General features: G+C 62.0%; 43 protein-coding genes and 3 tRNA genes. 14 read left to right on the top strand and 32 right to left on the bottom strand.

Features of this window, described 5'->3' with window-relative positions:
• Positions 1-51: 51 nt before the first annotated feature.
• From K2Q04_RS08480 to K2Q04_RS08380, 21 genes are all read right to left on the bottom strand, one after another.
• A complete protein-coding gene (locus tag K2Q04_RS08480; RefSeq protein ID WP_291161889.1) occupies positions 52-1,518 on the bottom strand; it encodes a phage tail sheath C-terminal domain-containing protein in 1,467 nt (488 codons plus the stop codon).
• 124 nt (positions 1,519-1,642) lie between these two features.
• Complete coding sequence (locus K2Q04_RS08475; protein WP_291161886.1) at positions 1,643-1,981, bottom strand: GPW/gp25 family protein; 339 nt, start codon at positions 1,979-1,981, stop codon at positions 1,643-1,645.
• Between the two features lie 22 nt (positions 1,982-2,003).
• Complete coding sequence (locus K2Q04_RS08470; protein ID WP_291161883.1) at positions 2,004-2,267, bottom strand: hypothetical protein; 264 nt, start codon at positions 2,265-2,267, stop codon at positions 2,004-2,006.
• Positions 2,268-2,423: 156 nt separating this feature from the next.
• Entirely contained in the window at positions 2,424-3,599 is a 1,176-nt protein-coding gene (locus tag K2Q04_RS08465; RefSeq protein ID WP_291161880.1) for a hypothetical protein, read from the bottom strand.
• 19 nt (positions 3,600-3,618) lie between these two features.
• Positions 3,619-3,825: a hypothetical protein gene (locus K2Q04_RS08460; protein ID WP_291161877.1), complete on the bottom strand. Its 207-nt coding sequence runs from the start codon at positions 3,823-3,825 to the stop codon at positions 3,619-3,621.
• 85 nt (positions 3,826-3,910) lie between these two features.
• The gene (locus K2Q04_RS08455) at positions 3,911-4,183 is read right to left on the bottom strand and encodes a hypothetical protein (RefSeq protein ID WP_291161874.1); all 273 of its coding nucleotides are present in this window, start codon (positions 4,181-4,183) and stop codon (positions 3,911-3,913) included.
• A 146-nt stretch (positions 4,184-4,329) separates the two neighbouring features.
• Positions 4,330-4,710 (bottom strand): hypothetical protein, encoded by a 381-nt coding sequence (locus tag K2Q04_RS08450; protein ID WP_291161871.1) that lies wholly within the window; start codon positions 4,708-4,710, stop codon positions 4,330-4,332.
• Positions 4,707-5,240 carry a phage baseplate assembly protein V gene (locus K2Q04_RS08445; protein WP_291161868.1) on the bottom strand — a complete coding sequence of 178 codons (534 nt, stop codon included), beginning with the start codon at positions 5,238-5,240 and terminating at the stop codon, positions 4,707-4,709. Before K2Q04_RS08445 ends, K2Q04_RS08450 begins: the two co-directional genes overlap by 4 nt.
• Before the next feature lie 7 nt (positions 5,241-5,247).
• Positions 5,248-5,793: a hypothetical protein gene (locus K2Q04_RS08440; RefSeq protein WP_291161865.1), complete on the bottom strand. Its 546-nt coding sequence runs from the start codon at positions 5,791-5,793 to the stop codon at positions 5,248-5,250.
• Between the two features lie 10 nt (positions 5,794-5,803).
• Positions 5,804-6,250 (bottom strand): phage virion morphogenesis protein, encoded by a 447-nt coding sequence (locus K2Q04_RS08435; RefSeq protein ID WP_291161862.1) that lies wholly within the window; start codon positions 6,248-6,250, stop codon positions 5,804-5,806.
• Between the two features lies 1 nt (position 6,251).
• The gene (locus tag K2Q04_RS08430; RefSeq protein WP_291161859.1) at positions 6,252-6,704 is read right to left on the bottom strand and encodes a DUF1320 domain-containing protein; all 453 of its coding nucleotides are present in this window, start codon (positions 6,702-6,704) and stop codon (positions 6,252-6,254) included.
• Between the two features lie 2 nt (positions 6,705-6,706).
• Positions 6,707-6,910, bottom strand: a complete 204-nt coding sequence (locus tag K2Q04_RS08425) for a hypothetical protein (RefSeq protein ID WP_291161857.1) — start codon at positions 6,908-6,910, stop codon at positions 6,707-6,709.
• 3 nt (positions 6,911-6,913) lie between these two features.
• Positions 6,914-7,495: a hypothetical protein gene (locus K2Q04_RS08420; protein ID WP_291161854.1), complete on the bottom strand. Its 582-nt coding sequence runs from the start codon at positions 7,493-7,495 to the stop codon at positions 6,914-6,916.
• 226 nt (positions 7,496-7,721) lie between these two features.
• Entirely contained in the window at positions 7,722-9,422 is a 1,701-nt protein-coding gene (locus K2Q04_RS08415) for a hypothetical protein (RefSeq protein WP_291161851.1), read from the bottom strand.
• A 200-nt stretch (positions 9,423-9,622) separates the two neighbouring features.
• Positions 9,623-10,609 carry a hypothetical protein gene (locus K2Q04_RS08410; protein ID WP_291161849.1) on the bottom strand — a complete coding sequence of 329 codons (987 nt, stop codon included), beginning with the start codon at positions 10,607-10,609 and terminating at the stop codon, positions 9,623-9,625.
• A 47-nt stretch (positions 10,610-10,656) separates the two neighbouring features.
• Positions 10,657-11,529 (bottom strand): hypothetical protein, encoded by an 873-nt coding sequence (locus K2Q04_RS08405; protein ID WP_291161846.1) that lies wholly within the window; start codon positions 11,527-11,529, stop codon positions 10,657-10,659.
• 255 nt (positions 11,530-11,784) lie between these two features.
• On the bottom strand, positions 11,785-12,021 hold the full coding sequence (locus tag K2Q04_RS08400) for a hypothetical protein (protein WP_291161844.1): 237 nt from the start codon (positions 12,019-12,021) through the stop codon (positions 11,785-11,787).
• 44 nt (positions 12,022-12,065) lie between these two features.
• Entirely contained in the window at positions 12,066-12,914 is an 849-nt protein-coding gene (locus K2Q04_RS08395; RefSeq protein WP_291161841.1) for a hypothetical protein, read from the bottom strand.
• Complete coding sequence (locus tag K2Q04_RS08390) at positions 12,853-13,215, bottom strand: hypothetical protein (RefSeq protein WP_291161838.1); 363 nt, start codon at positions 13,213-13,215, stop codon at positions 12,853-12,855. Before K2Q04_RS08390 ends, K2Q04_RS08395 begins: the two co-directional genes overlap by 62 nt.
• Before the next feature lie 203 nt (positions 13,216-13,418).
• Positions 13,419-13,892: a hypothetical protein gene (locus tag K2Q04_RS08385; RefSeq protein ID WP_291161835.1), complete on the bottom strand. Its 474-nt coding sequence runs from the start codon at positions 13,890-13,892 to the stop codon at positions 13,419-13,421.
• A complete protein-coding gene (locus K2Q04_RS08380; protein ID WP_291161833.1) occupies positions 13,889-14,221 on the bottom strand; it encodes a hypothetical protein in 333 nt (110 codons plus the stop codon). The genes K2Q04_RS08385 and K2Q04_RS08380 overlap by 4 nt, the downstream gene beginning before the upstream one ends.
• 376 nt (positions 14,222-14,597) lie before the next feature.
• Here K2Q04_RS08380 and K2Q04_RS08375 point away from each other — a divergent pair, with 376 nt between their 5' ends.
• Positions 14,598-15,002, top strand: coding sequence for a hypothetical protein (locus tag K2Q04_RS08375; RefSeq protein WP_291161830.1), 405 nt, complete (start codon positions 14,598-14,600; stop codon positions 15,000-15,002).
• 114 nt (positions 15,003-15,116) lie between these two features.
• Here the strand turns inward: K2Q04_RS08375 and K2Q04_RS08370 are convergent, their stop codons facing one another.
• Both K2Q04_RS08370 and K2Q04_RS08365 read right to left on the bottom strand, forming a co-directional pair.
• Positions 15,117-16,124, bottom strand: a complete 1,008-nt coding sequence (locus K2Q04_RS08370) for a minor capsid protein (RefSeq protein ID WP_291161828.1) — start codon at positions 16,122-16,124, stop codon at positions 15,117-15,119.
• A gap of 83 nt (positions 16,125-16,207) precedes the next feature.
• Positions 16,208-16,528 (bottom strand): hypothetical protein, encoded by a 321-nt coding sequence (locus tag K2Q04_RS08365; RefSeq protein ID WP_291161826.1) that lies wholly within the window; start codon positions 16,526-16,528, stop codon positions 16,208-16,210.
• Between K2Q04_RS08365 and K2Q04_RS08360 the strand changes: the two genes are divergently transcribed.
• The 11 genes from K2Q04_RS08360 (at position 16,512) to K2Q04_RS08310 (ending at position 19,472) form a co-directional block, all read left to right on the top strand.
• Positions 16,512-16,730, top strand: a complete 219-nt coding sequence (locus K2Q04_RS08360; protein WP_291161823.1) for a hypothetical protein — start codon at positions 16,512-16,514, stop codon at positions 16,728-16,730. The genes K2Q04_RS08365 and K2Q04_RS08360 overlap by 17 nt on opposite strands.
• The gene (locus K2Q04_RS08355; RefSeq protein ID WP_291161820.1) at positions 16,717-16,929 is read left to right on the top strand and encodes a hypothetical protein; all 213 of its coding nucleotides are present in this window, start codon (positions 16,717-16,719) and stop codon (positions 16,927-16,929) included. Before K2Q04_RS08360 ends, K2Q04_RS08355 begins: the two co-directional genes overlap by 14 nt.
• Before the next feature lie 2 nt (positions 16,930-16,931).
• Complete coding sequence (locus K2Q04_RS08350) at positions 16,932-17,141, top strand: hypothetical protein (RefSeq protein WP_291161817.1); 210 nt, start codon at positions 16,932-16,934, stop codon at positions 17,139-17,141.
• 5 nt (positions 17,142-17,146) lie between these two features.
• Positions 17,147-17,542 carry a type II toxin-antitoxin system death-on-curing family toxin gene (locus tag K2Q04_RS08345; RefSeq protein WP_291161814.1) on the top strand — a complete coding sequence of 132 codons (396 nt, stop codon included), beginning with the start codon at positions 17,147-17,149 and terminating at the stop codon, positions 17,540-17,542.
• Complete coding sequence (locus tag K2Q04_RS08340; RefSeq protein WP_291161811.1) at positions 17,539-17,739, top strand: hypothetical protein; 201 nt, start codon at positions 17,539-17,541, stop codon at positions 17,737-17,739. Before K2Q04_RS08345 ends, K2Q04_RS08340 begins: the two co-directional genes overlap by 4 nt.
• 3 nt (positions 17,740-17,742) lie before the next feature.
• Complete coding sequence (locus tag K2Q04_RS08335) at positions 17,743-17,904, top strand: hypothetical protein (protein ID WP_291161808.1); 162 nt, start codon at positions 17,743-17,745, stop codon at positions 17,902-17,904.
• Positions 17,901-18,152: a hypothetical protein gene (locus tag K2Q04_RS08330; RefSeq protein ID WP_291161805.1), complete on the top strand. Its 252-nt coding sequence runs from the start codon at positions 17,901-17,903 to the stop codon at positions 18,150-18,152. Before K2Q04_RS08335 ends, K2Q04_RS08330 begins: the two co-directional genes overlap by 4 nt.
• Entirely contained in the window at positions 18,153-18,578 is a 426-nt protein-coding gene (locus K2Q04_RS08325; RefSeq protein WP_291161802.1) for a hypothetical protein, read from the top strand. It abuts the gene before it with no gap.
• Complete coding sequence (locus K2Q04_RS08320; RefSeq protein ID WP_291161799.1) at positions 18,578-18,907, top strand: hypothetical protein; 330 nt, start codon at positions 18,578-18,580, stop codon at positions 18,905-18,907. Before K2Q04_RS08325 ends, K2Q04_RS08320 begins: the two co-directional genes overlap by 1 nt.
• 138 nt (positions 18,908-19,045) lie before the next feature.
• A complete protein-coding gene (locus K2Q04_RS08315) occupies positions 19,046-19,291 on the top strand; it encodes a hypothetical protein (protein ID WP_291161796.1) in 246 nt (81 codons plus the stop codon).
• Between the two features lie 10 nt (positions 19,292-19,301).
• Positions 19,302-19,472, top strand: a complete 171-nt coding sequence (locus tag K2Q04_RS08310) for a hypothetical protein (protein WP_291161793.1) — start codon at positions 19,302-19,304, stop codon at positions 19,470-19,472.
• A gap of 3 nt (positions 19,473-19,475) precedes the next feature.
• Here K2Q04_RS08310 and K2Q04_RS08305 read toward each other — a convergent pair whose 3' ends face one another.
• Both K2Q04_RS08305 and K2Q04_RS08300 read right to left on the bottom strand, forming a co-directional pair.
• A complete protein-coding gene (locus K2Q04_RS08305) occupies positions 19,476-19,715 on the bottom strand; it encodes a hypothetical protein (protein ID WP_291161791.1) in 240 nt (79 codons plus the stop codon).
• A 42-nt stretch (positions 19,716-19,757) separates the two neighbouring features.
• Complete coding sequence (locus K2Q04_RS08300) at positions 19,758-19,985, bottom strand: hypothetical protein (RefSeq protein WP_291161789.1); 228 nt, start codon at positions 19,983-19,985, stop codon at positions 19,758-19,760.
• Between the two features lie 230 nt (positions 19,986-20,215).
• On the opposite strand from K2Q04_RS08300, the gene K2Q04_RS08295 reads away from it, so the two are divergent.
• Positions 20,216-20,599, top strand: a complete 384-nt coding sequence (locus K2Q04_RS08295; protein WP_291161787.1) for a hypothetical protein — start codon at positions 20,216-20,218, stop codon at positions 20,597-20,599.
• A gap of 20 nt (positions 20,600-20,619) precedes the next feature.
• On the opposite strand, the gene K2Q04_RS08290 is transcribed toward K2Q04_RS08295, so the two are convergent.
• The 5 genes from K2Q04_RS08290 to K2Q04_RS08270 form a co-directional block, all read right to left on the bottom strand.
• Positions 20,620-20,970 (bottom strand): hypothetical protein, encoded by a 351-nt coding sequence (locus tag K2Q04_RS08290; protein WP_291161785.1) that lies wholly within the window; start codon positions 20,968-20,970, stop codon positions 20,620-20,622.
• A 21-nt stretch (positions 20,971-20,991) separates the two neighbouring features.
• A tRNA-Met gene (locus tag K2Q04_RS08285) sits at positions 20,992-21,068 on the bottom strand.
• A 9-nt stretch (positions 21,069-21,077) separates the two neighbouring features.
• Positions 21,078-21,153, bottom strand: a tRNA-Trp gene (locus tag K2Q04_RS08280).
• Between the two features lie 48 nt (positions 21,154-21,201).
• A tRNA-Pro gene (locus K2Q04_RS08275) sits at positions 21,202-21,278 on the bottom strand.
• Between the two features lie 209 nt (positions 21,279-21,487).
• Positions 21,488-22,492 (bottom strand): hypothetical protein, encoded by a 1,005-nt coding sequence (locus tag K2Q04_RS08270; protein WP_291161782.1) that lies wholly within the window; start codon positions 22,490-22,492, stop codon positions 21,488-21,490.
• 58 nt (positions 22,493-22,550) lie between these two features.
• Between K2Q04_RS08270 and K2Q04_RS08265 the strand changes: the two genes are divergently transcribed.
• Positions 22,551-22,901 (top strand): hypothetical protein, encoded by a 351-nt coding sequence (locus tag K2Q04_RS08265; RefSeq protein WP_291161779.1) that lies wholly within the window; start codon positions 22,551-22,553, stop codon positions 22,899-22,901.
• Between the two features lie 146 nt (positions 22,902-23,047).
• On the opposite strand, the gene K2Q04_RS08260 is transcribed toward K2Q04_RS08265, so the two are convergent.
• The gene (locus tag K2Q04_RS08260) at positions 23,048-23,551 is read right to left on the bottom strand and encodes a hypothetical protein (protein WP_291161776.1); all 504 of its coding nucleotides are present in this window, start codon (positions 23,549-23,551) and stop codon (positions 23,048-23,050) included.
• A 107-nt stretch (positions 23,552-23,658) separates the two neighbouring features.
• The gene (locus K2Q04_RS08255; protein WP_291161773.1) at positions 23,659-25,317 is read right to left on the bottom strand and encodes a DUF4055 domain-containing protein; all 1,659 of its coding nucleotides are present in this window, start codon (positions 25,315-25,317) and stop codon (positions 23,659-23,661) included.
• Between the last annotated feature and the right edge of the window lie 205 nt (positions 25,318-25,522).

Raw genomic sequence — 25,522 nt, 5'->3', positions numbered from 1 at the left:
TGGAGCGTCACTGCCGGCCGGCTCGCGCTGGCGTGTCGGCAGCGACCATCATCAGAGCGTCGGGAGGTCGCGCAGCACGTCGGAGATCATGACGTCGTAGTAGTTCGGGTTCCGGCGAGCGCCGAAGGTGATGCGCTCGATCGGGGCCGGCGGCTCGAAGTCGAATTCAATGCGAAGCTTGCCCGCGACCAACTGGTCGATGGAGTTCAAGTTCGGATCGATCCACGCCGAGCCGTCGATGGTGGCGCCGCGCGCTTTCAGCGAGCGCAGGTAGTAATTCACCGTCTCGACGCCATCGATAATGAGCTGCGCCGAGAACGGCCGGTCGAGCATCCAAAGGAAGCCCTGGACGATCGAGTCGTAGATCATGTCGGCGGTGCGCCGGACCGAGAGAAAGGCCCACAGCGGATCGGCCGATGTCGTGCGCAAGCCCCAGAAGCGGAAGCCGCCCTGGCTCTGGCTGTCGACGCGAACGATCGTCGCCACCTGGTTTTGGTTCAGGAAGTTGGCGTCCGTCGTCGGATCTTCGAGATCCCACGTCACTGGCCGGTCGATGCCGCCGATATTGGGAACCGCCTGGTTCGAGAAGCTCCACCAGAAGCCGTAGGTGTTATCCATGTACGACTGCATCGCAGCCGCCAAGGCAACGCCCGAGCGCGAGACGTAATCGGAGACCGTAATATCCCAGACGAGGACGTTGGGATCGATGATCATCGTCCGCGAGGTGCCGAAATCCTGACGGAAGTCGATCGCCTCGGTGTTGGAGATGTTCGGACCTTCGATCAGAGCGATGGCGCGCAAGTTCGGCAGGATGCCTTCGATGGCCGCCGCGACCGGGTTCTTGGCTTTGCCGAGAACCGCCGTCGCCGCGCCGCTCGAGCTCTTGCCGTCGCCGGCGGCACGGGTGATCACCACCGTCGGCGGCGAGGTGTAGCCGGAGCCGGGATTGGTGACCGTGATCGAGGACAGTGCGCCCGCAACGACATGCGCGACAGCCGCTGCACCAGCGCCCGTATCGCCTTGCGCGTTGGTGAAGGAGATCGTCGGCACCTTGTCGTACTGACCGGCGGTGCCGACGTTGATCTGTTTGATGCCGTTCGACGGACGCAGTCCCGTCCAACCCGGCGCGATGATCATGCGCGGCTTGGCCTTGACCTTGTGCCAGGCGGTTAGGAAGGCGTAGACGCCGGTCTTGGTGGTCGGATCGCCGATCAGGTTGGACCAGGTTTGCGGCGTCGTCTGGCCTGCATCGACGCGCACCAGCACGACGGGTGCGCCGAACACCGACAGGATATCGCGCATCGCTGCCGGCAGCGTGCCGGTGGCGCCGAGCAGCGCCGCCTTGGTGCGATCGCCGATGATGAGCACGGGCTCGTTCAGCGGAAAAACATCTTCATCGGCATCGGGCGCGGTGCCGATCAGACCGATGATCGAAGAGGTGGCCGTCTGGATGGGCCGGATGCCATCGTCGATTTCGACGATGTCAATACCGTGCAAGTAAGTGTCGTTAGCAACCATTGGCTGGTCTCCACGATCAAGGTTTCGGGGACGCGCGACGGCGCGCCCCAAAGCCCTCGTGGGCTCTCGAGTTCTGCCGTTTCGCTGTTGAGGGGGAAGGTCCGCGTGGGCGGATCAGAGAGGCTTAGACAACGACGTAGACGTAGTTGGTCAGGCCGGTGCGGAGGTAGATGACCTCCACGACGAAGGTGATATGTCCGTCGGCTCCGGCCGAGAAATCGAGGGACAGAAATTTGACGCGTGGCTCCCACGCCAGCGCTTCGGCAACCGCGAACGTGAAGTCCAAGATGGTGTCGGGATTGGCCGGGTGATCGAGAAGATCGGGAACGCGGCTGCCGTAGTCACGGCGCAGAACCCGCGTTCCAACCGGCGTCGTCAGAATGTCCTTGATCGATTGCGAAACGTCATCCCAGTCGGAGATGACGTGTCCGGTCAGACGATTGAGGCCGCGCGAGTCTGCCATGGCATCGGGCCTCCATCAGGGATCAACCGGGATCATTCGCCGACGAGATCGACCGCTTTTTATCGGCATCGGGTGCGGCGATGTTGGTGGCGGGCTTGACCGGCTTCGACGGAACGTCGGCGCTCGTGGCGAGCGCCATGCGGCCGCTCTGCACGAAGTGTTCGGCCTGGATGGGATAGAGCGCGAACGTCTTTCCCCGTTTGGCCCAGGAGCCATAGACGAAGCCGTCCTCGGTCACGACATAGGTCTGCCGAATGGGCTTGGGTTCGTTGCTCGGGAGCGGCATGGCAATCCTCTTGAGGTTCAAGAAACGCGAACGGCCCCGGACCGGGAGGGGATCGATCCGAGGCCGTTAAACCGCGAAGCAGGGACTTGTCGCGGAATGGGATGCCCGAGGGACCGAGCCCTCGGGGGACTGCCGGCAAGCCGGCAGCGGGGAGCGTCAAGGGTAGTAGGCGCCAGGCGTCCACACCCAGCGCGCCGAACCCATGCGGGTTGCCCAGCGCGAGCGATCGACGGGCTCGAAGCGATTGCCTGCCGTGCGGCTGCCCCAGCGCGTGCGGCGACTGTCGCCGCCGACCAGCGTTGCCGCCGACACCGTTGCGACGGACGCCGCCAAGGTCAGCGCGTTGGCAGCCGAACCGGCCACCTTGGCGATCACCTCGAGCAGAGACGTGCCGCCGGCCAGGGTCGACCCCGATGCGGTCGCGGCCGAGGCCGCCAGCGTGAAGGCGTTGCCGGCAGCGCCGGGAACAAGAGCCTGAACCGAAAGCTTGCTCTTGCCGCCGGTCAGTGTCGCGGCCGAGCGAGCCGATACGGCGGTAGATGCATAGTCGAGCGTGATGGCGTTGCCGGAGATGCCTCCGGTTTTCGCCGTGATGGAGAGGTGCGTGGCATCGGACCCATACGTGCACTTCGACACGTTGGCATCGGCCGAGGCATTGAGGAAGTTTTTCAGCGCCGTCAGCGTGGTGGCGAGATCCGCTCCGATGTTGAGCTGGTTGCCGGTGGCGCCGGACGTCTTGAATGTCACGACTGTGCCGCCGATGGTGATCGTGTCGTTGTTCGCCGGGTTCTGCGAGAACGTGAACGAACCGGTCGCGGCAACCGGCGTCCCAATGCCGTAGAGCGCCGGCGTCAGCGACGCGTTGGCTGAGGCATTGAGGAAGTCGGCGAGCCTGTCGAGCGTAGCATCGAGGCTGGCGCCGATCAGTACCTGATTGCCGGTCGGGTTCGCCGACTTGAAGGTGATGGCGACGCCGTTGATCGTGACCGTATCGTTATTCGCCGGGTTGGCGGCGAAGGCGATGTTGCCGGTCGCGACCGCGCCGCCCTTGCGCCGATATTTGCACTTGACGATGTTGGCGTCGGCGGAGGCGTTGAGAACCGCGATCGCCGCGTCGATGGAGGCGTCGATGGAGGCGCCGATGTTGGACTGCAGTCCCGACGCTGCCGACGACTTGAAGGTGAAGGTCGAGCCGGCGATGGCCATGGTATCGTTGTTGGAGGGCTGGGCGGCGAAGGCGATAGTGCCCTTCGCGAAGCCGTCCTGAAACCGGGCGCGATCCATCCGCGCCTTGGCGCCGATGGTCGAGGAATACGGGAAGGCGATCGTCATCTGAGACTCCTTTGCGCGGTTACATTTTTGCGAACTGACCGGCGATCCCGCAGTGCCAGTCCTTGATGGTCCAGTTTGGGTGATCGCCGATCCACTTCGCCATTTCGATCTGGCCGTTCGTCATGCACTGCTCAGCGCTGACGCTGTTGCCTTCGAAATTCAAAGTCACGTCGCGGCAGCGCGACGGCTGGTCGACCATGCAGACGGCGACAACGAGCTCGATCATGAAAGATCCTTTCGGCTTGGGTTGAACTGCACAACACAAACGCGGACGTTTCCTGATCGCCGGCTTTGCCGGTCTCTACCGTTTTTCAGTCTTCCGAGAAGACGACGCTCGATCCGGTCGTCGGGTGCCCGCAACCGGCAAGGTGCCCTTCGCGGCAAATCGGAATTCCATCGATGAAGACGAAGGACGAGCCCTCGACCATCAAATCCGGACCCGGGACATGCGGGGCCGGTCCATGGGCGGCGTTAACGTCGCCAAGAACCATCCAGAGCTCGCCCTCGACGTAGACGAAGGTTTGGTTGGCGCCGATTTGGGGTCCAGCAGCGGTGTCGTTGGATCGGCGGGCGGCGCCTGGCATGCGTCGAGTTCCTTACGGATGAAGTCGTGGTAGCTCTCACTCATCAGTGCAGCACGCCGTAGGCGGCAAGCAGCACCAGGACGGCAACGAGATAAAGTCCATCAAGGACGAACGCGAAAGCCGTGACATCCATAGCAGAGGCCTCCTCAAGGAGATGGCAACGTCAACGCGGACATGAAGGCGGTATCGGCAGCGAGGGCTGCCGCAGCAGCCATGGCTTGAAGTGTATCGAGCAGCGCGCTGTCGGTTGTTGTCAGCGTAATGCCCTGGAAGGTCGCCGAGATCGAGCGGATCTCGGACGAGGTATATTCGGCCAGCACAACCAGCATCAGGTTGAGCGGCGCGGATGCCAAACGAAACGAAGCGTTCGTGACGACAATCGTCGAGGTTGCAAGCGTGATGCCCGTCCCGGAAAACAGCGTCTCCTTCCGAGGCGTGATCATCGCGCCCTGCAGCACCCAGGCCGCATCGGGATCGGCAAGCGAGGCCTTGAAGGCTGCCAAGAGATCAGAGCTCATAGCCGTCATACGGCGACCTCCCCGCCCTTCAAGTGGTTGATGCGGCCGGCGGTGTCGTTCATCGTCTCGGCATTCGAGTTCAGCGTTTGTGTCGACGTCGTCTGGCTATCGGCCTTGGTCAGCACGATCGATTGCTTGCCGCCTTGCTGGCCGGTGTCGACCGTCATCTTCTGCTCGCCTTCCTTGTCGTGGTTCGGCTTGAAGGTGTCGGTGAAGCCGCCGGCCATCGTGAACGAGTTCTCGTTGATGTCGCCGGACGGCGAGATCAAAAATACCTGCTCGCCAACCGTCGGCGGCGACCAGTCCTTGATCTTGCCGGCGCGGGCGGCCCACTTGATATCGGTCGTCTCGACGTCCTGGCCGTTCTCGTCGACCGTATAGGCGACGCGGTGGGTGTACTTGTCGGCGTCGACCTTGGTGACACGGGCGGGGCGAATGATGTTGGAGACGCGGCGATTGAGGTTCGCCTGCTCCTGCTGCACGGTGATGACCCGGTCGATCAGATCCTCGAGCAGCCGCAGATGATCGCGCGCATCCATCGGAACCTCATGTAACCGTCGAGAAGTCGGCCGACTCGCCGTTGATGACGAGGTCGCGGAGCGTGCCGCCGCCGTACTGGCGGTTCATCTGGTCCACCTCTTCCTGCAGGAAGTCGCGGCCGAATTCGTACTGCTGCCGCCAGGTGACGGTGCCGATCGCCATGCCGCCCTTGTCCTGGTCGAGTGAGAAAATGTTCTCGATGCCGGTGACGTAGGCGCCGTTGGCCTTCTCGACACCGAACTTGCGCATCTCGATGTAAGTGGCGAAGTCGGTCATCAGATCGAGCAGCGCGTCCTGCGCCAGGTTGCCGGCCTTGTCGGTGGCGACGATGTTGGCACAGAGTTCGATCGGGCCAACGAAGGTGCCGGCGTTGGTGCGCTTCAGTTGGCGAATGGTCGTGAAACCAATCAGGCAGGCTGGGCAGCGCGCGCTGGTGCGCTCGATCCATTGCGGCGAGATGGTGCGCGGCGCGGTGTCGACGGTTTTGAACGTCTTGGCCATGCCGAGTTTGACGTCGGCGATCGCCGCGTCGCGGAGCATTCGAATGGTCATGTGGGTGCCTCTAAAGGCCGACGTTGGCGAGCAACCAGGCCTCAGCTGCGGCTTCGAGCTCGGGCATGTCGGCCTTGCCGACGCCCAAGAACTGCCGCTTGGGTGGATGATTGGGAACCTTGAACGAACCGGTGTGGTGATACTTGGCGTATTCGACGACGGTCTTGACGATGCCGACGGTGCCCGACACCTGCATGGTGATCGAGTTGGCGAGCGTGCCGGTATCGACGAGCATGGTGCCCTGCTCGCGGCCGCCATCGACAGTCGACGAGGCCAGAGGCGGCCACGCCTTGCCGTCGGGATCGAGCTTGGTCTGAAAACGCCGGCGGGCTTGCGCCCTGACGATCGCCGTCAAGGCGACGATGAGCTTGTGCTCCTGCGCCGCCAGCAAGACGAAGCGATGCATGACATGCACCGCCGTCTCGAGACCGGAGACCTTGACGTTGATCGAAACCATTTCAGCCTCGCATCGTTGTCAGCGAATTAAAGCCGCGCCTCGGCAACGGATTGCCATCGGGCCCCGTCGTATTCGGGTCCGGCGGCGCATTCGGGTCGGGTGGCGCTGGTGCCGGTGGCACCAGGTGCACCTTGCCGGTCGAAACGTTCAAGAGCCACTTGACCCAGTCCTCGTAGCGCTTGCGCATCTCGTCCGTTCTTGGACCTGGGTTCAGGGCCAGGCGATAGACCGCCATATCGCGACAGGCGTTTTTCAGTTGCGGTGGCGCCGGCGACAGCGGCAGCTGGTAGGACGCCATGATGTAGCTGTCGATCTCGTCGGACGCCGACTGGATCGCCGCGCCGATGCGGGCATTCGCATCGTTGGGAAAATCATCGTCCTGGTCGACGAGCAAGGCCACGAGATCTCGGCCGTAGAGAGCCTCGATGTCGTCACGCGTGCAATAATTCGCCATCCCTACCTCCCGCGTGAGCTACCTTTGGATCCCTTGGGTGGCATCGGCTTCAACGTGCGCTGCGAACCAGCGCCCGGACCGCGTTGCGGATGACGCTTGACGAATTGACCGCCGGGCGCGGCCTCCAGGCTGTGCACGTTGGAGGCGGGCTTCGGCGCCGGAAAGATCTTGATCGTGCCCTTGGTGTTGGAGATGGATCTGGCCATGTCTCACGCCTCGTAGCCGTATTGATCGTCCTCGGTCGGATCGCTCTCCGGAGCCTTTGAGGCCACGGGTTTTGCGGGCTCTTTTGCGGGCAGTTTTGCCGCGTCTTTGTCCGCCTTTTTGTCAGCTTTGGGGGGTTTGGAAGCCACTGCTTTAGCAGGCTTTTTTGCAATCGCTTGGGCTTCGGTGGCGACTTCGGTGACCGGATGTTTTTCCGCCAGATTTGCCGCGATTTCTGCGGCCGTCAAAGGCGTGTCGGTCTGCTGGAGCTCGCCGTTCTCGTCGATGTCCACGGGGTCGAATTCCGGCACCGTGTTTTTCAAAACCTCTTCGGCTTTATCCATCTCGCCCTTGGCGAGATGCCAGCCGATGGCGCGGACGGCGTCATACGGCAAGCCAGCCATGATCGACTGCTCGATGCCGTGAACGCCGAGGGCGATGGCATCCTTCGACATGCCGATATTGCCGGCTTCGAGGTTGAAGGCGCGGACGACGCGGACATAGTCCTGCTGGCGCGCCTCTGCCTGCTTGTAACGGCTATGGGCCATACGCCCTTGCCAGCCGCGAACGCGGCCAATCGTGGTCATGTCATTCTCTCCTGACGGGAGTTGCGGCTGTTTTTGTTTTTTACGGCGGTAGGTCGACCGCCGGAGCGGTGGCGACAAAACGATGATGCGTGGCGGCAGGATCATCCGTTTCAGGCCCCTCGTCCTCATGTGCACGGCGTGCACAGATGGGAGGCGTCATGTTCAAGGCGTGAGCCTTTTTGAACATGACGCCTGGGTGCCCCCCGGCACCATCCGCTGGTGAGCCTCAGCGGAAGAGACCGAGAAACTTCGAACTCTTCGGCGCTTCGATGTGGCCAGTCGGCGTTGATGCTTGCTGACGCGAGCCGGTGGATCCGGGACCAGGTTTTTTGAAGACCTGCTCGGCGGCTTTGCGGGCCTCCTTGGCTTCGTCCTTCTTCGCCTGCCTGACGACGGCGTCTTTGAGCTTTTCGGCCTTGCGGGTTTCCATCGCCCGCTTGACCGTCGACACCGCGCTGTCGCGCTCGATCGCCTGCTCGATGACGCGAGTCTCGGGCTTGCCGGCCCGCATCAATTCGCGCGCCAAGCGATCGCGGGCCGCCGTGACGTTGGCGACCGAATGGAACGACGGCTTGGCTGTCGGATTGCGCTTGGCAATCTTGCGGCCGGTCATGAAGGTGGCGCCCGCCGCCATCGACGACATGCCGACGATGTTGAGCAACTGCTTCTGACTTGGGTCGTCGGTCTGGCTGGCGAGGTAGCGCGTGCCGGCGCCTTCAGCGATGAGGGCGCCACCGAGAACGACATCACCCCAATCGCCCTTGTTGAAGATCTTGGCGTCGACGTGATCGGCGTGCTTGGCGATCGCATCCATGGTAGCGCGATCGGCTTCGACGGCGGCATGCGTGGCGCTGGCTTCGGCGACGACGGACTTTTCGCCGATCGACTGTGCCAGCTGCTGGCCCTTCATGACCCGGGCCGCCTTCGCCGTCTGCGCCTCGGGGTGCAGAAGGTCGCCAACGGCGATGGTCTTGGAGCGCTGCGCTGCAGCTTTCGAACCGGGGTTCAAAATCTGCCGCGCTTTCATCGACAATGGATCGAGCGTGCCTTTCGGCGCTTTGGTGACGCCGGCGGTGCGAAACGCCTCTTTCAGAAGCGCCGCCATCTTATCGCCCTTCGATGAATTGACGATATCGCGGCCGGCTGTCGTCTCGTTGAGTTTGGCGACCTCTTTCGAGATCGCCTCGAAGCGTTCGACCTTCTTGGCGACGCCCTGGGTCAGCTTTTTTGTCAACCCCTTTGCCATCAAGCCGCCGAGAATGGCGCCGACGGCGTAGGGTCCGTATTCCTTGGCGACGGCAACGCCCATGCCGACAAAGGACTTGTCGTAAGCGTCCTGGGCGTCCTTGGCCTTCTGCGCGGATGCCTGCGCATCGGCGGCGCGCTTATCGGCCTCCTTCTGCTTTTTGTAGGCGATGACGCGGTTCTGGGCGTCGTTGACGGCGTCGGAGGCCTTCTTCGACTTATCGCCGAAGCCGCCTCGGCTGGCTTCGATATTCATGGCGCGCGTGGCGGCGCGCACCTGGTTCTCAAGGCCGGCGAGAATGGGATCGTTGCGCTCCTCATCCGAGACCGGCAATTCGGGTGCCGCCTCGGGGGAGCCGGGCGTCGGTGCGCCGGCCTGAGTGGCGAGACGCTCTTCGGATGCGGGGCGATGCGGCTTGGCGCCGTTACCGTTTTTCTTCGAGCGCGCTTCGGCCGCGCTCGCTGCCAACATCGAGGCGGCGGCAACGCCGCTCGCTGCCGCGACCTTGACGCCTTTGCGGATCGAGAAGTTGCGCCGGTTGGCCATGTGGGGATGCAGACCGCCGACGAGCCAGCTGTCCTTGTAACCAGGTTCGACGTGACCGAAAGCACCAGACGCCTTGTGCTCGGCGACGGTGACGCTGCGCCGGGCGAGCCGCGTCAGCATCTCGAATTTACTCATGATCACCTCGGGGACTGAGCCAAGCGTTGGGCCAAAAATGATCCGGTTCGAAAGCGCCTGCCGAGCCAGAGGGGAACGCAGCAGACGCTCTCGAGCGGGAGCATTTCGATCCGGGAGCGGGGAAGCGCGGACAGAAAACTCCTCGTCCGCACGAGTCAAGGGCGGCTTGCCCCGTGCGGAGGTAAGGCTGGCTATACTCCTTAGCCAATCTTGTGCTTGAAAAGGACGATACGAATGTTCTTCGGATCGTAGACGCGGCTCCAGTTGCCGGCATCGGACAGCTCGGCATTCGACGGCGTCTGCTTCACCGGCACGCCGTTGGCGGGGTTCCAACGGATACCGCGCGGATGCATGCAGATGTGACGGCGCTGGACGATATATTCCTGGCCACCGTTCTTCAGCGGATCGCGCCATGCGTCGACCGGGTGACGAGGATTGCTCGACACGTAGCCGATGGCGCCAGGTCCGAAGATGTAGGTGGAGAACACGCCCGTGCCGGAGTTGTACGGCATGCCGTCGTCGACGATCAGGACCTTGCCCATATAGGTCGGGATGGCGTCTTCGGCTTCCGACGGCTTGATGAAGTCGATGAGGTCCATCTTCTTCATGGCCGTGTAGACCATCGAGTGCACGGCGACGCCCGAGAGCAAGTCCTGGTGATCGCCGAGTTTCGACTGCGCGTCGATGAACGAGTGCGGGTCGAAGTTGGCGGCTGCACCAGAAAGGCCGGTGATGTCGAGGACGTTGGGCGAACCCGACTCTGCTGCCATGGAACCCATGGCGCCGGTGCAGACCGAGAGCAGGATCGTCTGCTCGGCGCGCACCCACCAGTCGGCGAAGCGCGTGGCGATCGCAGCCATCGGGTCGGTCTTCGACAGATCGGCGGCGAGGTCGGATGCACCGAAGACCTTGGCGCGATACAGTTTGACGGCGAAGTCTTGCGACGTCGTCATCGAGCTGATCGTCAGGTCCTGGGTGTCGTCCACGACCTCGTCAGAGCCGCCGAGATCCTGGAAGAACGGCATGTGCACAGACACGCCGTTCATCTGGTTCTCGAGCTCGGCCGAGAGGTCGGCGACGATCCCCGAGCGCCGGAAGCGCGAGAGTTGTGTCGTCAATTGCAGCGTGTAGCTATTCCACGCGTCGGCGACCAAGAGGTCGCTAATCCGGGTCGGTACATCAACCATTTATCGTCTCCAAGATGGCTGCTTGCTGGGAAAAAGGAATGGAGACGTCACGCAACGCCAGCCGCCGCTTTGAGCTGATCGGCAAGACGTTTGTCCGTCTTCTCGATCCGCATCTGTTCGGTCAGGTTGAAGTCGGGTGAGTCTTTCTTCCAGGGGTTCTTGACCTTCGAGCCTGATGGACGGAGGTTTCCGCCTCGGGCCCCGGAACCCGTCGCGCCATCGCCCTCGAAGGCACCGGCGTAACGGTCGTCTTGCTTAAGCTTTGCGACGTAGGCCGACGGCGTCATCGGCTTCCCATCCGTGTCGATGCGCTCGTCGCCATCGACGTCAATGACGCGCACGACGTATTCGCCGTACTCGTTCTTGACGGGCTTCAAGGCGCTCTCGACCAAGAGCTTCAAGAGGTTGGCATTGCCTTTGTGCTCGGCAATCGCAGTTGTGGCTGCGGACTGCTTGAGCATTTTCTCGATATCGGCTTGCAACACCGTGGCCTGGGTATTGGCCTGGGTCAGATCGGCAGTGAGCTTGGCGACTTCACGCTGGTGATTGCGCGTCAGCTCTTCCTTGATGTTATTGACTTGCTTAATCATCTCGGCGCTGTCGACCTTGCCGGCGTATGCCTTGTCGACATCGGCAAGCTGCTGCTTGAATTTCTCCTCGATCTCGGTGAGACGAGTCTGGAGCTGCTCTGGCGTCTCGACGCCCGACAGATCCTTCCAAGCTTTCAGAGCCCTCTCGCCATCGTCGGCCCGGCGGCGCTCGGTTTTCAGAGCGTTTTGGAGGCCTTCGCCGACTTCGATTTTTTTGCGCAGCCCTTCGGTGAGAATGGCGGCGCGACCGTCGGCGGTGAGTTCGTAGAGGGATTGAAATTCGCTAGGAACGTCTGCGAGTGACGTGACAGTGGCGGGGAAGGTGAACATCGTCGTCCTTTCCAGGGCATCGCGCCCAGGGGTTCTCGACAGGCATCGCGCCAGCGAGTGAGTTGAGGTGCTCCAGCAAAGCCACTCTCCTCCTCGAGGCATGATCCCTGAGGGTGAAAGCGCTCACTGGCGCGGGTTTGAGTTTTGGGTGGGGTCGTGACTGGCGGCAGCATCGGCCCGCTCGTCCGCGATCATCTTGACGTCGCGTTCTGCGACCTCAAGATTGCCGGGAGCGAGGGGCGGATTTTGCCGTTACTAAAAGGGCCTTGCGTGCAGCTCGGGATAAGCCGCCCACGAACCGCGCCGCATCGGTGCACGGTCGTCGACAATCCAGGCGCGACCATCGCGATCGCGGACGATGCCGGGGCTGTCCCAGCTCTCGCGGTGCATGTCGCCGGCGCGGAGCGCCAGCGTGTAGTCGATCGAATGAATGCGCTCGGCGTGACCAAAGCGTTCCGAATAGTGACCGATCATGCCGCCATAGCTGGTCAAGCGATCTTCCCAAAATGTTTGGCGTGAAACATTCCGCGCCGCGATCATTCGACCTTCAAGATAAGGCGGGCGCTGTTGCTGCCGCTCGATCCGCCGGAGGACGAAGATCCCCGCGAGCCGGAAGAGCCCGATTTGCGCTCGGTCTCGGCCTGCTGCTTCAGCGCGCGCTTATGTTCCTTGATCTGATGCTTTCTGACAGCGATGACGTAGTCCCACTTCTTGCGGTTCTCGATATCGCGCTTCGGCTTCTGCGTTTTCAAAAGCTCGCCGGTGACGCCGAGGCTCTTCAAGCCCTCCTCGCGCGACGGCGGCTTCTGGCCGGTGAACTTAGCGACGATGTCGCGGAAGTCGGACGCCTTGACCATTTTGTCGGTGCGCAGCATTTCGACGGCGCCGGCAAAACGCGACGTGCCAAAGGTCTGCGCCAAGCGTTCGATGTGACCGTTGATCAGGTTCGGCATGCGGTCGGCGACGTGTTGTGGCGTCGCCGCGTTGGCAAGTGCCGAGGCCTTGATCCTTTTCGGTCCAGCCTTGGCTGGATTGAATTTCGACGGCGCCTCTTGGCCTTCATCGACCAAGGGCTCGGCATCGGGTGGCAATTTGGTTTCGACCGACACTTGGTCCATGGCGTGGGCGCGATTGGCGAGGCGATCGACGACGTCGGCGACGGAGCGATTTTCGTCCGCCCCCTGCCCTTCCTGCGGCGTGAAGCGATCGCGGGCGTAGGTTGTCGGCAGCTCGCGATGATCCTTGGCGACGCCGGCGAGTTCGGCAGCGGTCTTGGCGGCGGGCTTCAAATGCGCCAGCTGCAATGTGCCGGCAGAGAGTTTCTCAGCCTTCCTCGCGGCCATCGCCGCTGCCAGAAGGGAATTCTTGATCGGCGGGTTGGCCATCGGCGTCCTCGTTGGCGGGCGATGCATCCCTCAGCATGAAGACGAGCCGGAAGCAGCGTGGGCAAGCGAGCCAGTGCTGACCGCCGGTGAGCTTACCGGCCTCGCCTCGGGCAGTGGTGACGAAGGCGCCGATGCGCACTTCATGCAGTTGCGTGAACGAAAACCCCAGATCGTCCGAGCACGGATGGCAGCGGTAACTTTCCCACTGCTCCGTGCGACCGGTCTTGATGTTGACGGCGTGGAGTTTCGGGGTAGGCTCGCCACCCCTTATCACGCGGAAACGATCGACGTCCTTGGCCATGCTGCCTTAAGCCAAATAAGCACCGTTGCCGTCAGCGGATTTTCGTTTCTAGGGGGGCCAAAAACGAACGCGTAGGCACGGGACGTTGTCCTACGGCGCGACGGCAACGGTTGGTTCTTGGTAGCCAAGTGCAAAAGTCTCGTCAACCTTGACTTTTCGGTGCCACGCCGCCGGATCGTCAGCGTGCCGCGAAAGCAACGACCTCAGACGCCAATGCGGAACGGCAGCGCTTCGGGGTTGATGGTCTGCGATGTCCACTCGCCTTCGCACTGGAAGACGCCACGCACCGCCAACGCATAAACGCCGGATACGAGATCCGGTAGATCGATGTCGATGGTGGCGTGCAGATCCTGGCCGGCGGCCTCGAGCGCGGCATTGCCGACGTCGACTCTGATGAAATGACGATAGCTGCCATCGGGGTCGCGGGAGTAGATGCGAAAATAAAAGTCACCCGAACCGTGCGGCGGGGCGCAGTCGGCGCGCTTGTCGTAGTCGAACGACAGATGCACCGTCTGCCGGGCTTTGAGCGGTCCGGCCTCGACAAAAACGAGGTTGCGGAACACCATTGCCGGCTCGACTTTCGACATCAGCTTGACGGTGAAGCAGGAGATCAGGAACACCGCGCACACGAAGAGAACGGGTTCCAGAAACATCTGGCCAGGCGTGCGCTTGCTCACCCACCGCTTAAAATGGCTTTGACGAACTCGGCCGCTTGTTCGGCCGTCATCTTTCCGAACCTGACCAGCAGCCAGATGAACAGGACGCCCAGGACGAAGCGCAGCACCTCGTTCCATAGCCACTTGACCGCGTCCGTCGCCGTCTCGCGAATTTGCTCCAGGTCCTCGACCCGGGATTTCAGCTCGACGTGGTCCGTCTCCAGGACGGCCACGCGGTTCATCGTGTCGACGAGATGGTCCTCGTCCGTTCGGCTCAGCCTCTGATACTCCGGCGAAGCCTTGCGCGGCTCCGGCCATTGCAGGCGACCCCCACCGTTCCTGACCGACATTGTACATGCCCATGGTTTAGCGCCTTCGAGTTATGCACAGGAGACCGCCAAACACATCGCGTGCTTGGGCTAAGCCGTAAGCTGCTGATACGACTGGACTATTTGACTGTACCGAACCCTGGCGCGGGCCACAAAAAAACCCGCCGGAAAAGGGGCGGGTTTGGCGAAGCCACGTAAAGCGTCAGTGTAGCTCATAAATGCCGAAAAACCCGGGTTTCGTCAACAGGGAAATTTTCGCAAAAATGACATTTTCTGGCCTGTGGCGGTTAAGCAACGCTTAACTTTGCCGCTTGACCCCGTCTTGAAGACCGGTCCCGCGATGCGATGTGAATGAAAGTGACACGTTCACTTTTTGCCCTACTAGCGGAGACGACGAATGTTCGGTGCATTGGCGATACCCAGAATTCCACCCAGGGCTCGCTTGCGCATGGACCGCTCGCTCTTTTCTTCTCGCCCCAAACTCCAGATGTCCGGCAACGATTGGGCCTGGTTTTTCGTCAAGCTGCCGTTTGCATTGCTCGGCCTCTGCCTGTTTCTCGTTCTGATGTACGGCATCGGCAGCGTCGGCTACTCGCTGACGCAGGTCGGGTCAGCGCCATCGTCGCCGCCTGTCACCGCTCAGCCGGCAACGCCCGCGAGCTCGGCGATCGACAACGCGTCGATCACCTGGAAGGACTGGGAAGAGAAGCGTCCCGGCATGACGGCGGTGCAGCTCGAGATCGCCCAGCATCGCTGGCAAGAGCATCACCGCGCCGAAGTTGAAGCGCAGCAAGCCCACTGATATTACTGAGACGCGAGGCGTCCGCCGGTACTCAGTCCGGAGAAGGGTCGCTCCCTTCCGGCGTCTCGCCCGCCGCGTGTGCGCGCAGAGACAGCACCTTCGTCCCGGTAGGCATCAGTTGTCGTTCCCGAAGGCCCTCGTCCACACGCCCTTGTTCTGCGCCTTGAGCTCCTCCAGCGTCAGCATGTGGTTCTTGTTATTGAAGAAGCGGTCGGCTTTGATTTTACCCTCGAGATAAAGCCGCGAACGAGCCGGGCCCAAAATCTGATGGATCTTGGCCGGCGACTGCCGCTTCAGCCAATCCTCGAAGGTGTCGAACTTCAAGCTCTTGGCGCTAGTGCCCTTGGGCACGCCGATGATTGTCGAGCGGCACGCCGGGTGCAGCGGTGGCCACTCGACGTCCTCGGCGCGATCGTAGACGTGGCCGGCGAGCGATTGGCAAATGTCGGAGGTGCGGCTGTCCAGCACCGAGACGTGAACCCATTCAGCGAAGACATCGGCGTTATTGTCGATGAAGATCTTGTGCGCCTGGTTGGAGACGTGGGACACGCCGGTGCGCACGAATGTTTCGGCCGAGCGCTTAGAGCGGGCCCAGACGCTGTCGGCGCCGAAAGCGCCGATGGAGCCGCCCAGCCTTTTGACCACGGTGTCGATGCCCTCGCCGAGGGTGACGCCGATGCGGATCTGGCGGTTGACCTCGCGAATCTGGTCGTTGGTGAGTTTGCGGATCCAGGCTTCGAGATGCTTGTTGGCGAGCGGCTCGGCGAGGGCGCCGGCGACCAGTGTCGAAGCCGAGGGATAGTCGAAGAGCTGCGACGGGCCCTTGCCCTCGGTGTAGAAGTCATCGAGAAAATGCGCCTCCGCCAGCACCGCTGACGACAGGCCCTCCTCGGCGATGCCGCGCAGCACCTGCTCGCCTTCCTTCTGCAGGTCGTGAATGACCTGGAGTTGCTTCTGCAGCTTGGCCTTGGTGCGGATGTCGCCGCCCCGATGGAGCGCGTTGGTGACGTCGGCCTCGACCTCGGAGAGATGGCGTAGGACCTTCCTCACGACGCCGTTGGAGAAATGCTCCAGGCCGACGCGGTGCGAGATCAAAGCATTCTGTTGAGCGGGTGTCGCCATGCGCGCTGCCTGTCTATGATAAAGTCTCGGAAGGTGATACTCTTTAAATCTAGCTTACTTTAACTTCCGGTGCAAAACGGAGCTCAGGGATGGGGTTTGCGCAAAGGCGTCGGTCGGGTCGCACCATCACGGTGTCGGGCGAGACCTGCTACGACGAGGCCGTCGACCTCGCCAACCTGAGTGATGACGACCTGATGCAGTGCATTGCTGAGGCCAATGAGCGGGGCCTCGCCGTCAACGGCGTCCCAAGGGTGACGCTGCGCGACATCCAGCATGACCTGCTGTGCCGCCGCCATTCCATCGGAATAACCGTGGCCGTGCGCGACGGCGGCGGGTCGACCACGACTTCGACGCAATTTTGGACCCGGAAATGGAGCTTTGGCGACCATGATCGAAGGCGTCACGCGAAAGGGCCTCAGGTTCTGGACCCCGGTCGACACCAATGACGCGGGGCTGCTGCAGATTGCCGAGGGCGCGACATTCGGTGAGACAATATTTCCGAGCGGTTGGAAATCGCCACCGGGCACGCAGATCGCCAGGCGCGGGAAGCTCTACGAAGTGGAAACCGATACGACAGAAAGGCCGGACCCCGATGCCGAGCTATAAGGTCTATTGGGAAATCGACATTGACGTCGCGGACGATCCCGTCGATGCCGCCGAACAGGCTTGGGGGCACATGCGCCGGCCGGACTCGATTGCCAACGTCTTCAAGGTCGTCGATGAAGGGTCTGGACACGAGGTTATGATCGACCTCGAGGAAGAGCACGCGCAGCCGCTCCAAGAGGGAGGCAGCGCCGGGAGATGACAATGGCAAAGACAAGCAAGACGGGAAGCAAGGGCGTGGGATCGAAAAAGGTTGGCAGTGCGGTCAAGGGGAAAGCCGTCGTGGGCGTGGTCCAGAAGGCAGGCGCCAGTAGCGCTTTGAAGCAAAGCAGCGGCCGCGCGGACTCGAGCCGCATCATTCAGGCGACGGCAAAGCGCTTCTCTTCGGCCCTCAAGGGCCTGGCGAAACGGTAGGGCCCGTGCGCCATTATACAGTCACCCTCGCTGATGCCCTCGAAGCGCACGACACGGCGCTGGCGGAAAGTGGTGGACGGCCTGGGCTCAGAAGCGAAAGCGATCTGCTCTCGGCGCTCGGCCGTCCCTACAGCGGCTATCACCGTCCGATCCACCGCAAGGCAGCGGCGCTGTTGCAGGCAATCGCCAGCAATCACGCCTTCATCGACGGCAATAAGCGCACGGCGCTGATCCTGACCAACCTGCTGATCGAGAAGAGCGGCTACAGGCTGCAGCCCTTCGGCCGCGAACACCTGAACGACGCGCTCGAGGATTTCGTGGTCCATGTCGTCGAAGACCACCTGAGCCTAGACGCCATCGCGGCGTGGCTCAAGGAGCGGATCGAGAGGAAGTCGATATGAACAATCAGGTCTACCAAATCGATGTGATGATCGAGGACGGCACGGCGGACGGTCGCAACGAGGAGATGAAGGTTTCCGTGCCGGAAGACTCCGGTAGCGCTGGTGCCGTCATCATCGCCATGCACGCGCTCGAGATGAAGCCCGGCGAACTCATTCACATGATCCATGTCGGCCCGCCGGCGCGGGCTGAGGATTAGGAAATGCGATCGGCTAAATTGCAAAAGTTCATCGATGACAGTCTGGCCAGAGGCGAGAGTCTACGGCGGATTGCGCTCCACTACGGCGTCGTCGCCGAAGACGGCGAGAGCGACGAAGCGCTGCGCAAGCGCGTCATGAAGGTGGTGCGGGAGTTGATGCGATGAGACCGATGGACACCGCGCCGAAGGACGGCTCGCGCATCCTGATCAAGACCGTGACGTACGGTTATAATCACCTCAACAATCGCATGGAGCCGACCGGCGACCAGTGGATCGAGGGTCGCTGGGCCGCAAATTCCGTCGGCCAACATGAGTGGCTACAGTGGACGGGCGACCCTAAGATCTTCACGACCAATACCCTCCGCCCTCTCGGGTGGTCGGAGCGTCCAAGCGACGAAATGGAGTCAGTCTGAATGCGCGCAGTCAAGGTTGTCGGCGTGATCGGTCCGCGACGGACCAAGGGCGGGGACTTCGTCGTCGCCGTAGAGCTCTCGAACGGCGAAGAGGGCGGCGTTATTCTGCCGCGTGAACAGCTTCTGGAGTTTCTCGAGCTGCTGCAAGCGGAACGAGATCAATCTCCTCAAGAAAGAATGGAGATCCCGCCTCTTCGACCAACGGTTCAGCTTGATGAAGACGTGCCGGAAATGGTCCCCGTAGCACGCATTGAGCTGAGTGAACCAGTTGACCCGAAAAACGTACGGACACCCGGCATTTGCGAGGTCCGCTTTCAGGACGTGAATGGAGTTGGTGCGACATTGCTTTTGGACCCTATTGGAGTTGTGCACTGGCGCGACCTGTTGAACGACCAGATCGCGCGGACGCAGAAGGGGAGAAATTGATGGCGGAGCCGAAATTCAAAATCGAAGAGACGACGACCGAGAAGCTCGAGGCCAAGACAGATGAGCCCCTCTACATGATGTGCGCGCCAGCCGACCTGGTGACGCCGTTCGACGATAACCTTGAAACCGATTGCGCCGATGGCTGTGGCGAGCGCCTGATCTATCGGCCGACGTCGCCGAAAAACGCCATCAAGGTCTGCCAGCGCTGCATGCAAATCCGGATGCGGGCTGAAGAGGAAAAAGGCGAAAGCATTACCCTCAACGTAACGACGACGCAGCTGGCGGAGATTGAGGCGAATACCGGGATGAAGCGCCAGCGCAGGAATTGACTCATCGCCTGTGAATGCCGTGAATGCAGGCTATCAGAAAGACGCCGATACCGACGACAAACAGGATTGCGAGAAGCGATCCGAACGCATGCGGGGCCATGCAACCTCCTTTGACTATGTCTGGAAAGGCAACTTGGAATGAAGATCCCTCTACCGGGCAGCGATGAGATCGAGATGCCGTCGAAACCTTGCCCGCACTGCGACGGCACGGGCATCCTCGCCCGTCCCATCTCCTTCACGCACGCGCCTGTCGATGGCGGCGAGAAGGAAGAGGTAAAGCTGCTCCCCGGCGACAGGTGCGGGATATGCGTCGGCCATGGCGAGATTGGCATCGTCGACGGCCAGTGGCGCCCGATCAAAGCGGACCCCAAGCAAGTGCACTGAGAGGGCTGCGATGACGGATGAAGAACTTCGAACCGCAACAAAATGTGCCCGCGCCAAAGCAAGTGCCGTCGGTCCAATGCACGCTCTCTGGGATGTGATCTTGGACGCCGAGGCGATCCTTGCTGGCAAGCAATCGCTGCTTTCTCGCAAGCAGGTCGAGGAGATCCTGCAAAAGGAATAGCGCCTAGCGCTGCCGCCCTTGGCGCATCTGCCGGTCGGTCTGCTTGATCAGCAGGATCGTGCGCGGGTCCTTCGTCCCGCACACAGTGCAGCGCAGTTTGCCGCGAAGCTCCTCATGATCCATCTCGGGATCAAGGTCCGACAGGTCGATCGGGATGCGCCGCGCGCCGCCGAGAAAGCCGTGGTTGCCGTGGCAGACGGCATAAAGCTCTCGGCCGCGAATAAGAAAGTCCTTGATCTTCATTGGCCGTCGCCCTTTGGCAGTGCGGCCGTTCCCAAGCTGATCCTAGTGCAGGACCTGGTCGAGGTCGAGATCGCGGATCGGTAGCTCCGACCAGCCGCCGGTCTGCCAGAACACGACGCAGGTTTCGGCCTCCTCGAGGTCGCTGGTCTCTTCCTTTTCGTCGTCCAGCAAAGCGCGGATCTCATGCACGGTGTCGTCGTCGAGCAGCACATAGCGGTGCGCAATGTTGACGGCGATAACGGTTTTCACAGGTTCGGTGCTGTCACTCATCCTGATCCTCTCGAAAGCTGAAGATGTCATCGCAATGTTGCCGCAGTTCGGCGAAAGTTTTTATGAAGAAAACTTTCGACGTTCCTCATGCCACTGATTTGGCAGGCTTTTATTTTAGTCTGGTCGTCGCTTCGTTTTAATAAGCTATGATTTGACAGCTACCCGGCCCCGTGTCCTTATTCGTCCGTCCGCTGATGACGCGGATGCGTTCGAGTAAAAGGAGAGCCTCTATGCGAGGACAATCGAAGATGATCCTGAAGCTGACCGCCAAGCGCGGGCGGCTCGGCTATGACCACGCCCTGATTGCGAAGGCGACAAAGAAGTTCGCCCAACCTGACGGCAGTTACGCCAAGGACGATCAGCGCCGCGCCGAGCTCTGGTGCGAAGAGACGATCGCGCGCCGCCGCGCCGCTGGCGAGATCGAGACGGCGACCGCCGCGCCAGTGCCGAAGGTCGTCTCGCTGGTGACGCGGACGAACGATCCCTCTCCGGCGCCAACGCCAGTCGCGTCGTCGTTGCGGCCGGTGCCGGTGGTGAGTGGTGGGCGGGTGCGGGTGATCTATGATTTCCCGAACCACGCCGAAGCGGCGGCCTTCATGCGGAGGTTCGGCTGAGAATGGGGCCGTGGACCGGGCTAGTGGCGGACGTTCGCTGCGAGCCCGAAGCCACCGAGGTGGCCATTGCATTTGACGAGCGTCACGAAGCTGCAGTCGGTGCGGATCTCGAGAAAGCAGATCTCGTGCGCCTCGCCAGGGCCCGGCGTGTCATCGCCCCGCGTAAGGGTGATGGCCGCGAGGTTGTAGCCGTTGAGATCCTTCATATCGTCGTTGGCCGTGATGTAGCGGCCTACGCTCTCGGCGGGGCCGGCATCCCGCAGCTCCAGCGTTTCACCTGTGAGAAAAGTCAGCCGGATCTCGTCATCAACGAGCTCCGCGTCGGTGATGCCCTTGCCGATGAAGGGGGCGATTATTTCGTCAAGGCTCATGCGAGGCGATCCTTTCGATGATGGTTGCAGAGGTGGGATTTGAACCCACGACCTACGCGTTATGAGCGCGTCGAGCTGGGCCGCTGCTCTACTCTGCTAAACTGAATTGGCACGGGTGCTGGGAATTGAACCCAATCCGACGGTTTTGGAGACCGTAATGCAGAACCGTTACACCTCACCCGCACAGCGGCGCGCGACAGCGCAGCGCTCAAAGTCTGGGGGTTGAGAAATTGGTCGGGGCGGCTGGATTTGAACCAACGGCCCTCCGCTTCCGACGCGGATGCTCTTCCATGCTGAGCTACACCCCGATAGACAGCATCACCCAGTCGCCGCGCAATTAGCGGCGCCAGAGGTGATGCGTCATTGGGGTTGGTCGAAACATTGAAGGCAGTTGTCCTTGATGCGGCCGAAGCCGCGTCGAAATTATGTACCTACGAAAAGGGCAATCAGCTCCATGGAGACCGATTGGGCGCCCCTCTCGCGATGGCTATCGTCTAGCCTCCTGCGACTTTATTTGTCAACCGCCTTTGCGCTCGGAGCGCATTTTATCCCGAGCGCGTGACTCGAAATTCGGTAGCGTCATCTGGCGGTGATAAACCTTGCCGTTTTTGTCCGTCCACATCATTTTGCGATCGGCGCCGTTCGGCATGCCGGCAAAGCCGGTGGTGCGGCCGCTGTCCTGGGCCTTGGCTTTCTTGCCCTTCTTCATCAGCTGCGCGTTCATGCGCTTGGCTGCGGTGGCCTTGTTCAGTGCCGCGCTCTTCTTGTAGGCGCCGCTCAGCGTCTGCTGGCGCGGGTTCTTGGCACCGACAATCGCATCCTTGATCCTTTCGACGTTGGCGACGTGCCGCGCTGCTGCTGTCCTGGCGTTCTGCGCCTCCATCTGCTGGCGATGCCGCCGCTGCCAAGCCATTTTCGCCACCGAGATCTCGCTTGCCGACATGCCGGTGAGGTTCTTTGACTCCCAGGCATCGGCCAGCGCAGTCTGATGCTGCTTTTCGGCTTCCGTCCGGAGCGATGACGACTTGTTCAGGAGGGCGACGATGCGCTCGCCGTGCTCGGTCAGATTATAGTGACCGTTCATGTCGATGGTCGGTCGCGTCGATGCCGCCATCGCCCGCTCGTCCTCGGCGTGCTGCATGAGGGTTGCGAACCGCTGATGCGCATCGACGACCCGCTGCGTCTGCGGCATGAAGGATTGGTCGGTGTTCTGACGCGCCTCTTCGGCCTGCGCATCGCTCGAGCCCATCAGTTGATCATAGAGGACGTTGAGACCGCCCCAGACCAGGGCCGAGCGCATGCGCGACAACTTCGAAGCGCCGCTCGCCGCCGTCAGCAGCCATTCCGGAACGGCGCCACCGAGAAACGACGCTGCCTTGCTCTCCTTGTCGGCGCCGACGGCGTCGAACACCTTGTCCTGGACGCTCTGGTAGGCCTGCATGGCGACGCCGGTCTTGACGAGATTGCCGGTCGCCTTGCCGCCGCCAACGGCGAGTTTCTTGAACAAACCACTTACGGCCATCGGGCTAACTCCACGGGTGGGCGTGATATGATGAAAGAGGTAACGGGAGGCGAACGAAATGAACCTGACTGCCGACAACGTCGAAAAGCTCTTTGCTGAATGCAGCAAGCCGGATGGCGCGCAAGTCGAAGGCGTCATCAGTAAAGCAGTGCTTGATACGACCGGCCGCGAGACCGAGATCGCCGGCATGCTTGCCGAGCTGCCAGATGAATTCCAAGCTTCCGGCGGCGGTGGCTGGACGTTTCTCAATGCCTGCGATCGCCGCGACGGCCAGCAATGGACGAGCCTGCACGCCACCATGGAGAAGCTCTTCATGCTCGGCATCGCCGCCGGCAAGGCCCGCTGGTTGATGCCGCGCGACATGTGGGACGTTCTTCCTGGCGGGATGCCCTATGTCTCGGTCAACTGAAATGCCGTACACGGAGAAAACCGCACGTTATCTGATCCGCATGGCTGAAGCTCTGGAGGCGAGCACGAAACGCTCGCGCTATAAGGCCGCCAATGCGGCGACGCTTGCCACAGCCGCACAGTATCGTCGTGCGGCGCGTAAACTTCTCAACGCCAGAACTTCTTCCGCGTCACGATCGAGATGTGGCCACTCTCATGCTCGGTCCGCGACCACGCACTCTTGAGCGGCGTTACCTTCGGCAGGCCGTCGGAATAGGGATGCCCGCGAACGCCGGCCTGCGGGTTTCCGTGCGTTTCAAGGTAAAGCTTCTGCACCGCGTCCATCGATTGCGATGCCGCGATCTCGGCCGCCTCCTTGGCGATCTTGGCGAAGTGCTTCTTCGCCAGCGCCAGATCGTGGAGGCCCTCCTCCGCGTACTTCCTTTCGCCGGTGAATTTCGCCATCGCCAGTTTGTTGCGCGCCGTATCGAGGCGCGCCGCCCCAAGTTTCATGGCGTCGAGCTTGACGGTGCCGTTGGTGGCGATGGCGTCGGATTTGATGACGGCGTCGAGCGCCTTCTGGGCCTTGACGACGCCGTTGTGCATGGCGGCGTAGGCGCGCATGCGGCTCTTCACATCGTCCTCGATCGAGCCTTTGAACTTTTTGGCCATCGGGGGTCCTTTGAACTATTTCCAATATGGAAAGAGTTGCGCCCCCACCTCCACTCGAACGCCCCCGCGTAAAACGCGAGAGCTCGTGGCGGCAGAGACGCAAACCGTTATTTCTTCTTCGCTTTCGACTTCGTTGCTGCCGGCGCCGAGGGGTTGGCGCCGGAGGCCATCGGATCGACGGCACTCGGGTCGGGGCCCTGAGCGCCAAGGCCGAGAGACGGATCGGTGCCTTCCGGCGGCAAGTTGCCGTCTGGCGCCCCGAAGCCCGGCATCTGCGAGGCCTCGATTTCGAGCAGCGCTTCTTCCAGATCCGGATCGAAGGCGTCGCCCAGCACCTGACGGCGTTTGAGTTCGGAGTAGAGCGTCGAGCGGGTGAGCTCGCGCATGCCGCGCAAGGTGGTGAGCGTGGTCAGTTCCTGGATGTTGGCGAGATCCAGGCCGAAGTCGGTATTGACCTCCATGTCGACCTTGCCGTCCGGAATGGCGAGCCACATGAAAAAGTTATTCACCACGCGCTCGAGGAAGTTGGAAAAGTCGCGCGCCCAGATTTCAAGCGGCGCACGGGCTTTCGCATCTTCGAGTGTCTGTCCCGTCGCGGTCTGCGCCCGGCCGTGCTGGGTCTGCACCGGGTCCATCGCCAAGCGGCTCATCGCCTGCTCGAGGTGCTCGAGATCTTTTTCACCGGCTGCAATCGCCGCGCCGCCGGGTTCGACATAGTACCACTTGCCGGCCGGATCTTCGCTGACCAATGCCGTGTGCGGACCAACGACGAGATTGCCGCTTTCGTCCTTGACCGAGTTGGGATCGACGCCGGACGCAGCCAGCATCGGGAAGCGGCCCTTGGTCAGGATGTTCCTCTGATCCGAGGTCGACTGCCAGTGCTCGACGTTCTTGTAGGCGAGATCGAGGAACGGCGGCGTCACGACGTAGTCGATGTCGGAGGTGCCGGCATACCAGGTCTCGAGCGGCACCCATTGCCAGGGCGTGCCGTCGGCCTTGAGGAGCTGGCCCTCTTCGATGATGCCCCAGCCGCCGGGGCCGGCTTCCCAGAGCTGATAGTAGCCGGGCTCCAGGACGCGGACGCGCTCGCGCTTTTCCTCGCGGAAGCCGTTCAAATACGTGTGCCACTCGCGGATGCGGGCGTGGACGCAGCGTTTCAGCCCGCCGACAAAGTCGGTGTAAGCGGCGAGCAGCATCTGCGCCGGGACGAGGCAGGCGTAGGGACGGCCACCGCCGAGCTCCATGAACTCCTTGGCGTTGAGGCCATCGGGGAGCGCCACGTGATCGATCAGGCAATGCACCATGCCGTCGATCAGGCCCTCGCGCATCGCCCGCCTCGCCCAGACGTTGATGTCGTGGCCTTCCATGTCGAAGTCCTTGACCCAGTCGAAGACGACCTGGGACGAGGTGTTGGCAATGACGATCGGCTTGGAGAACGGCCGGCCGACGGCGTTCATCACCGCCAGGCGAAACATATTGAGCAGCGTGGTGGCGTTGAGGCGGCGCTCGTATTCCTTGTCGGTCTCGCGCTCATACTGCGGCAGGAATTCGGTTTTCGCACGCCGCATCATGCGGGTGCCCTCGTAGAGCGTGCGGCAGAGATGCCAGTCGTGCTTCATGAACTCGTGCGCCGAGGATGTCAGCGACGGGTTGTCGTAGTCGGGTTGCGGCGGTTGATCCTGAACGTCGGGGATGCGGCCGGCGTCGGATTGGACGGGAACGGAATACTGATAGGCAAGAGGCATCGCGCCTTTGACGTTGGCCATGAGGCTTTGTCCCGTTGAAAAAGAAAGGGGCAAGCCCGCGACGCATCGCGCGTCGGAGCACGGAAAAGCCGGCGGCCTCGCAAAGCATCGCGCTTGACGAGGGTGGCCGGCTCAGAGATCGGGTGTTGCGAGTGCGAGAGAGAACGAGCCGCTTACAGCGCGTAAGCGGTTAGGTCAGCGTGACCGTCTTGGTGACGCCGCCGAG

The organism is Hyphomicrobium sp., from assembly GCF_019753045.1.
Taxonomy (GTDB): domain Bacteria; phylum Pseudomonadota; class Alphaproteobacteria; order Rhizobiales; family Hyphomicrobiaceae; genus Hyphomicrobium_B.
Note: the sequence above shows the minus strand (reverse complement) of the source record. Positions and strands in the feature narration are given on the sequence as shown.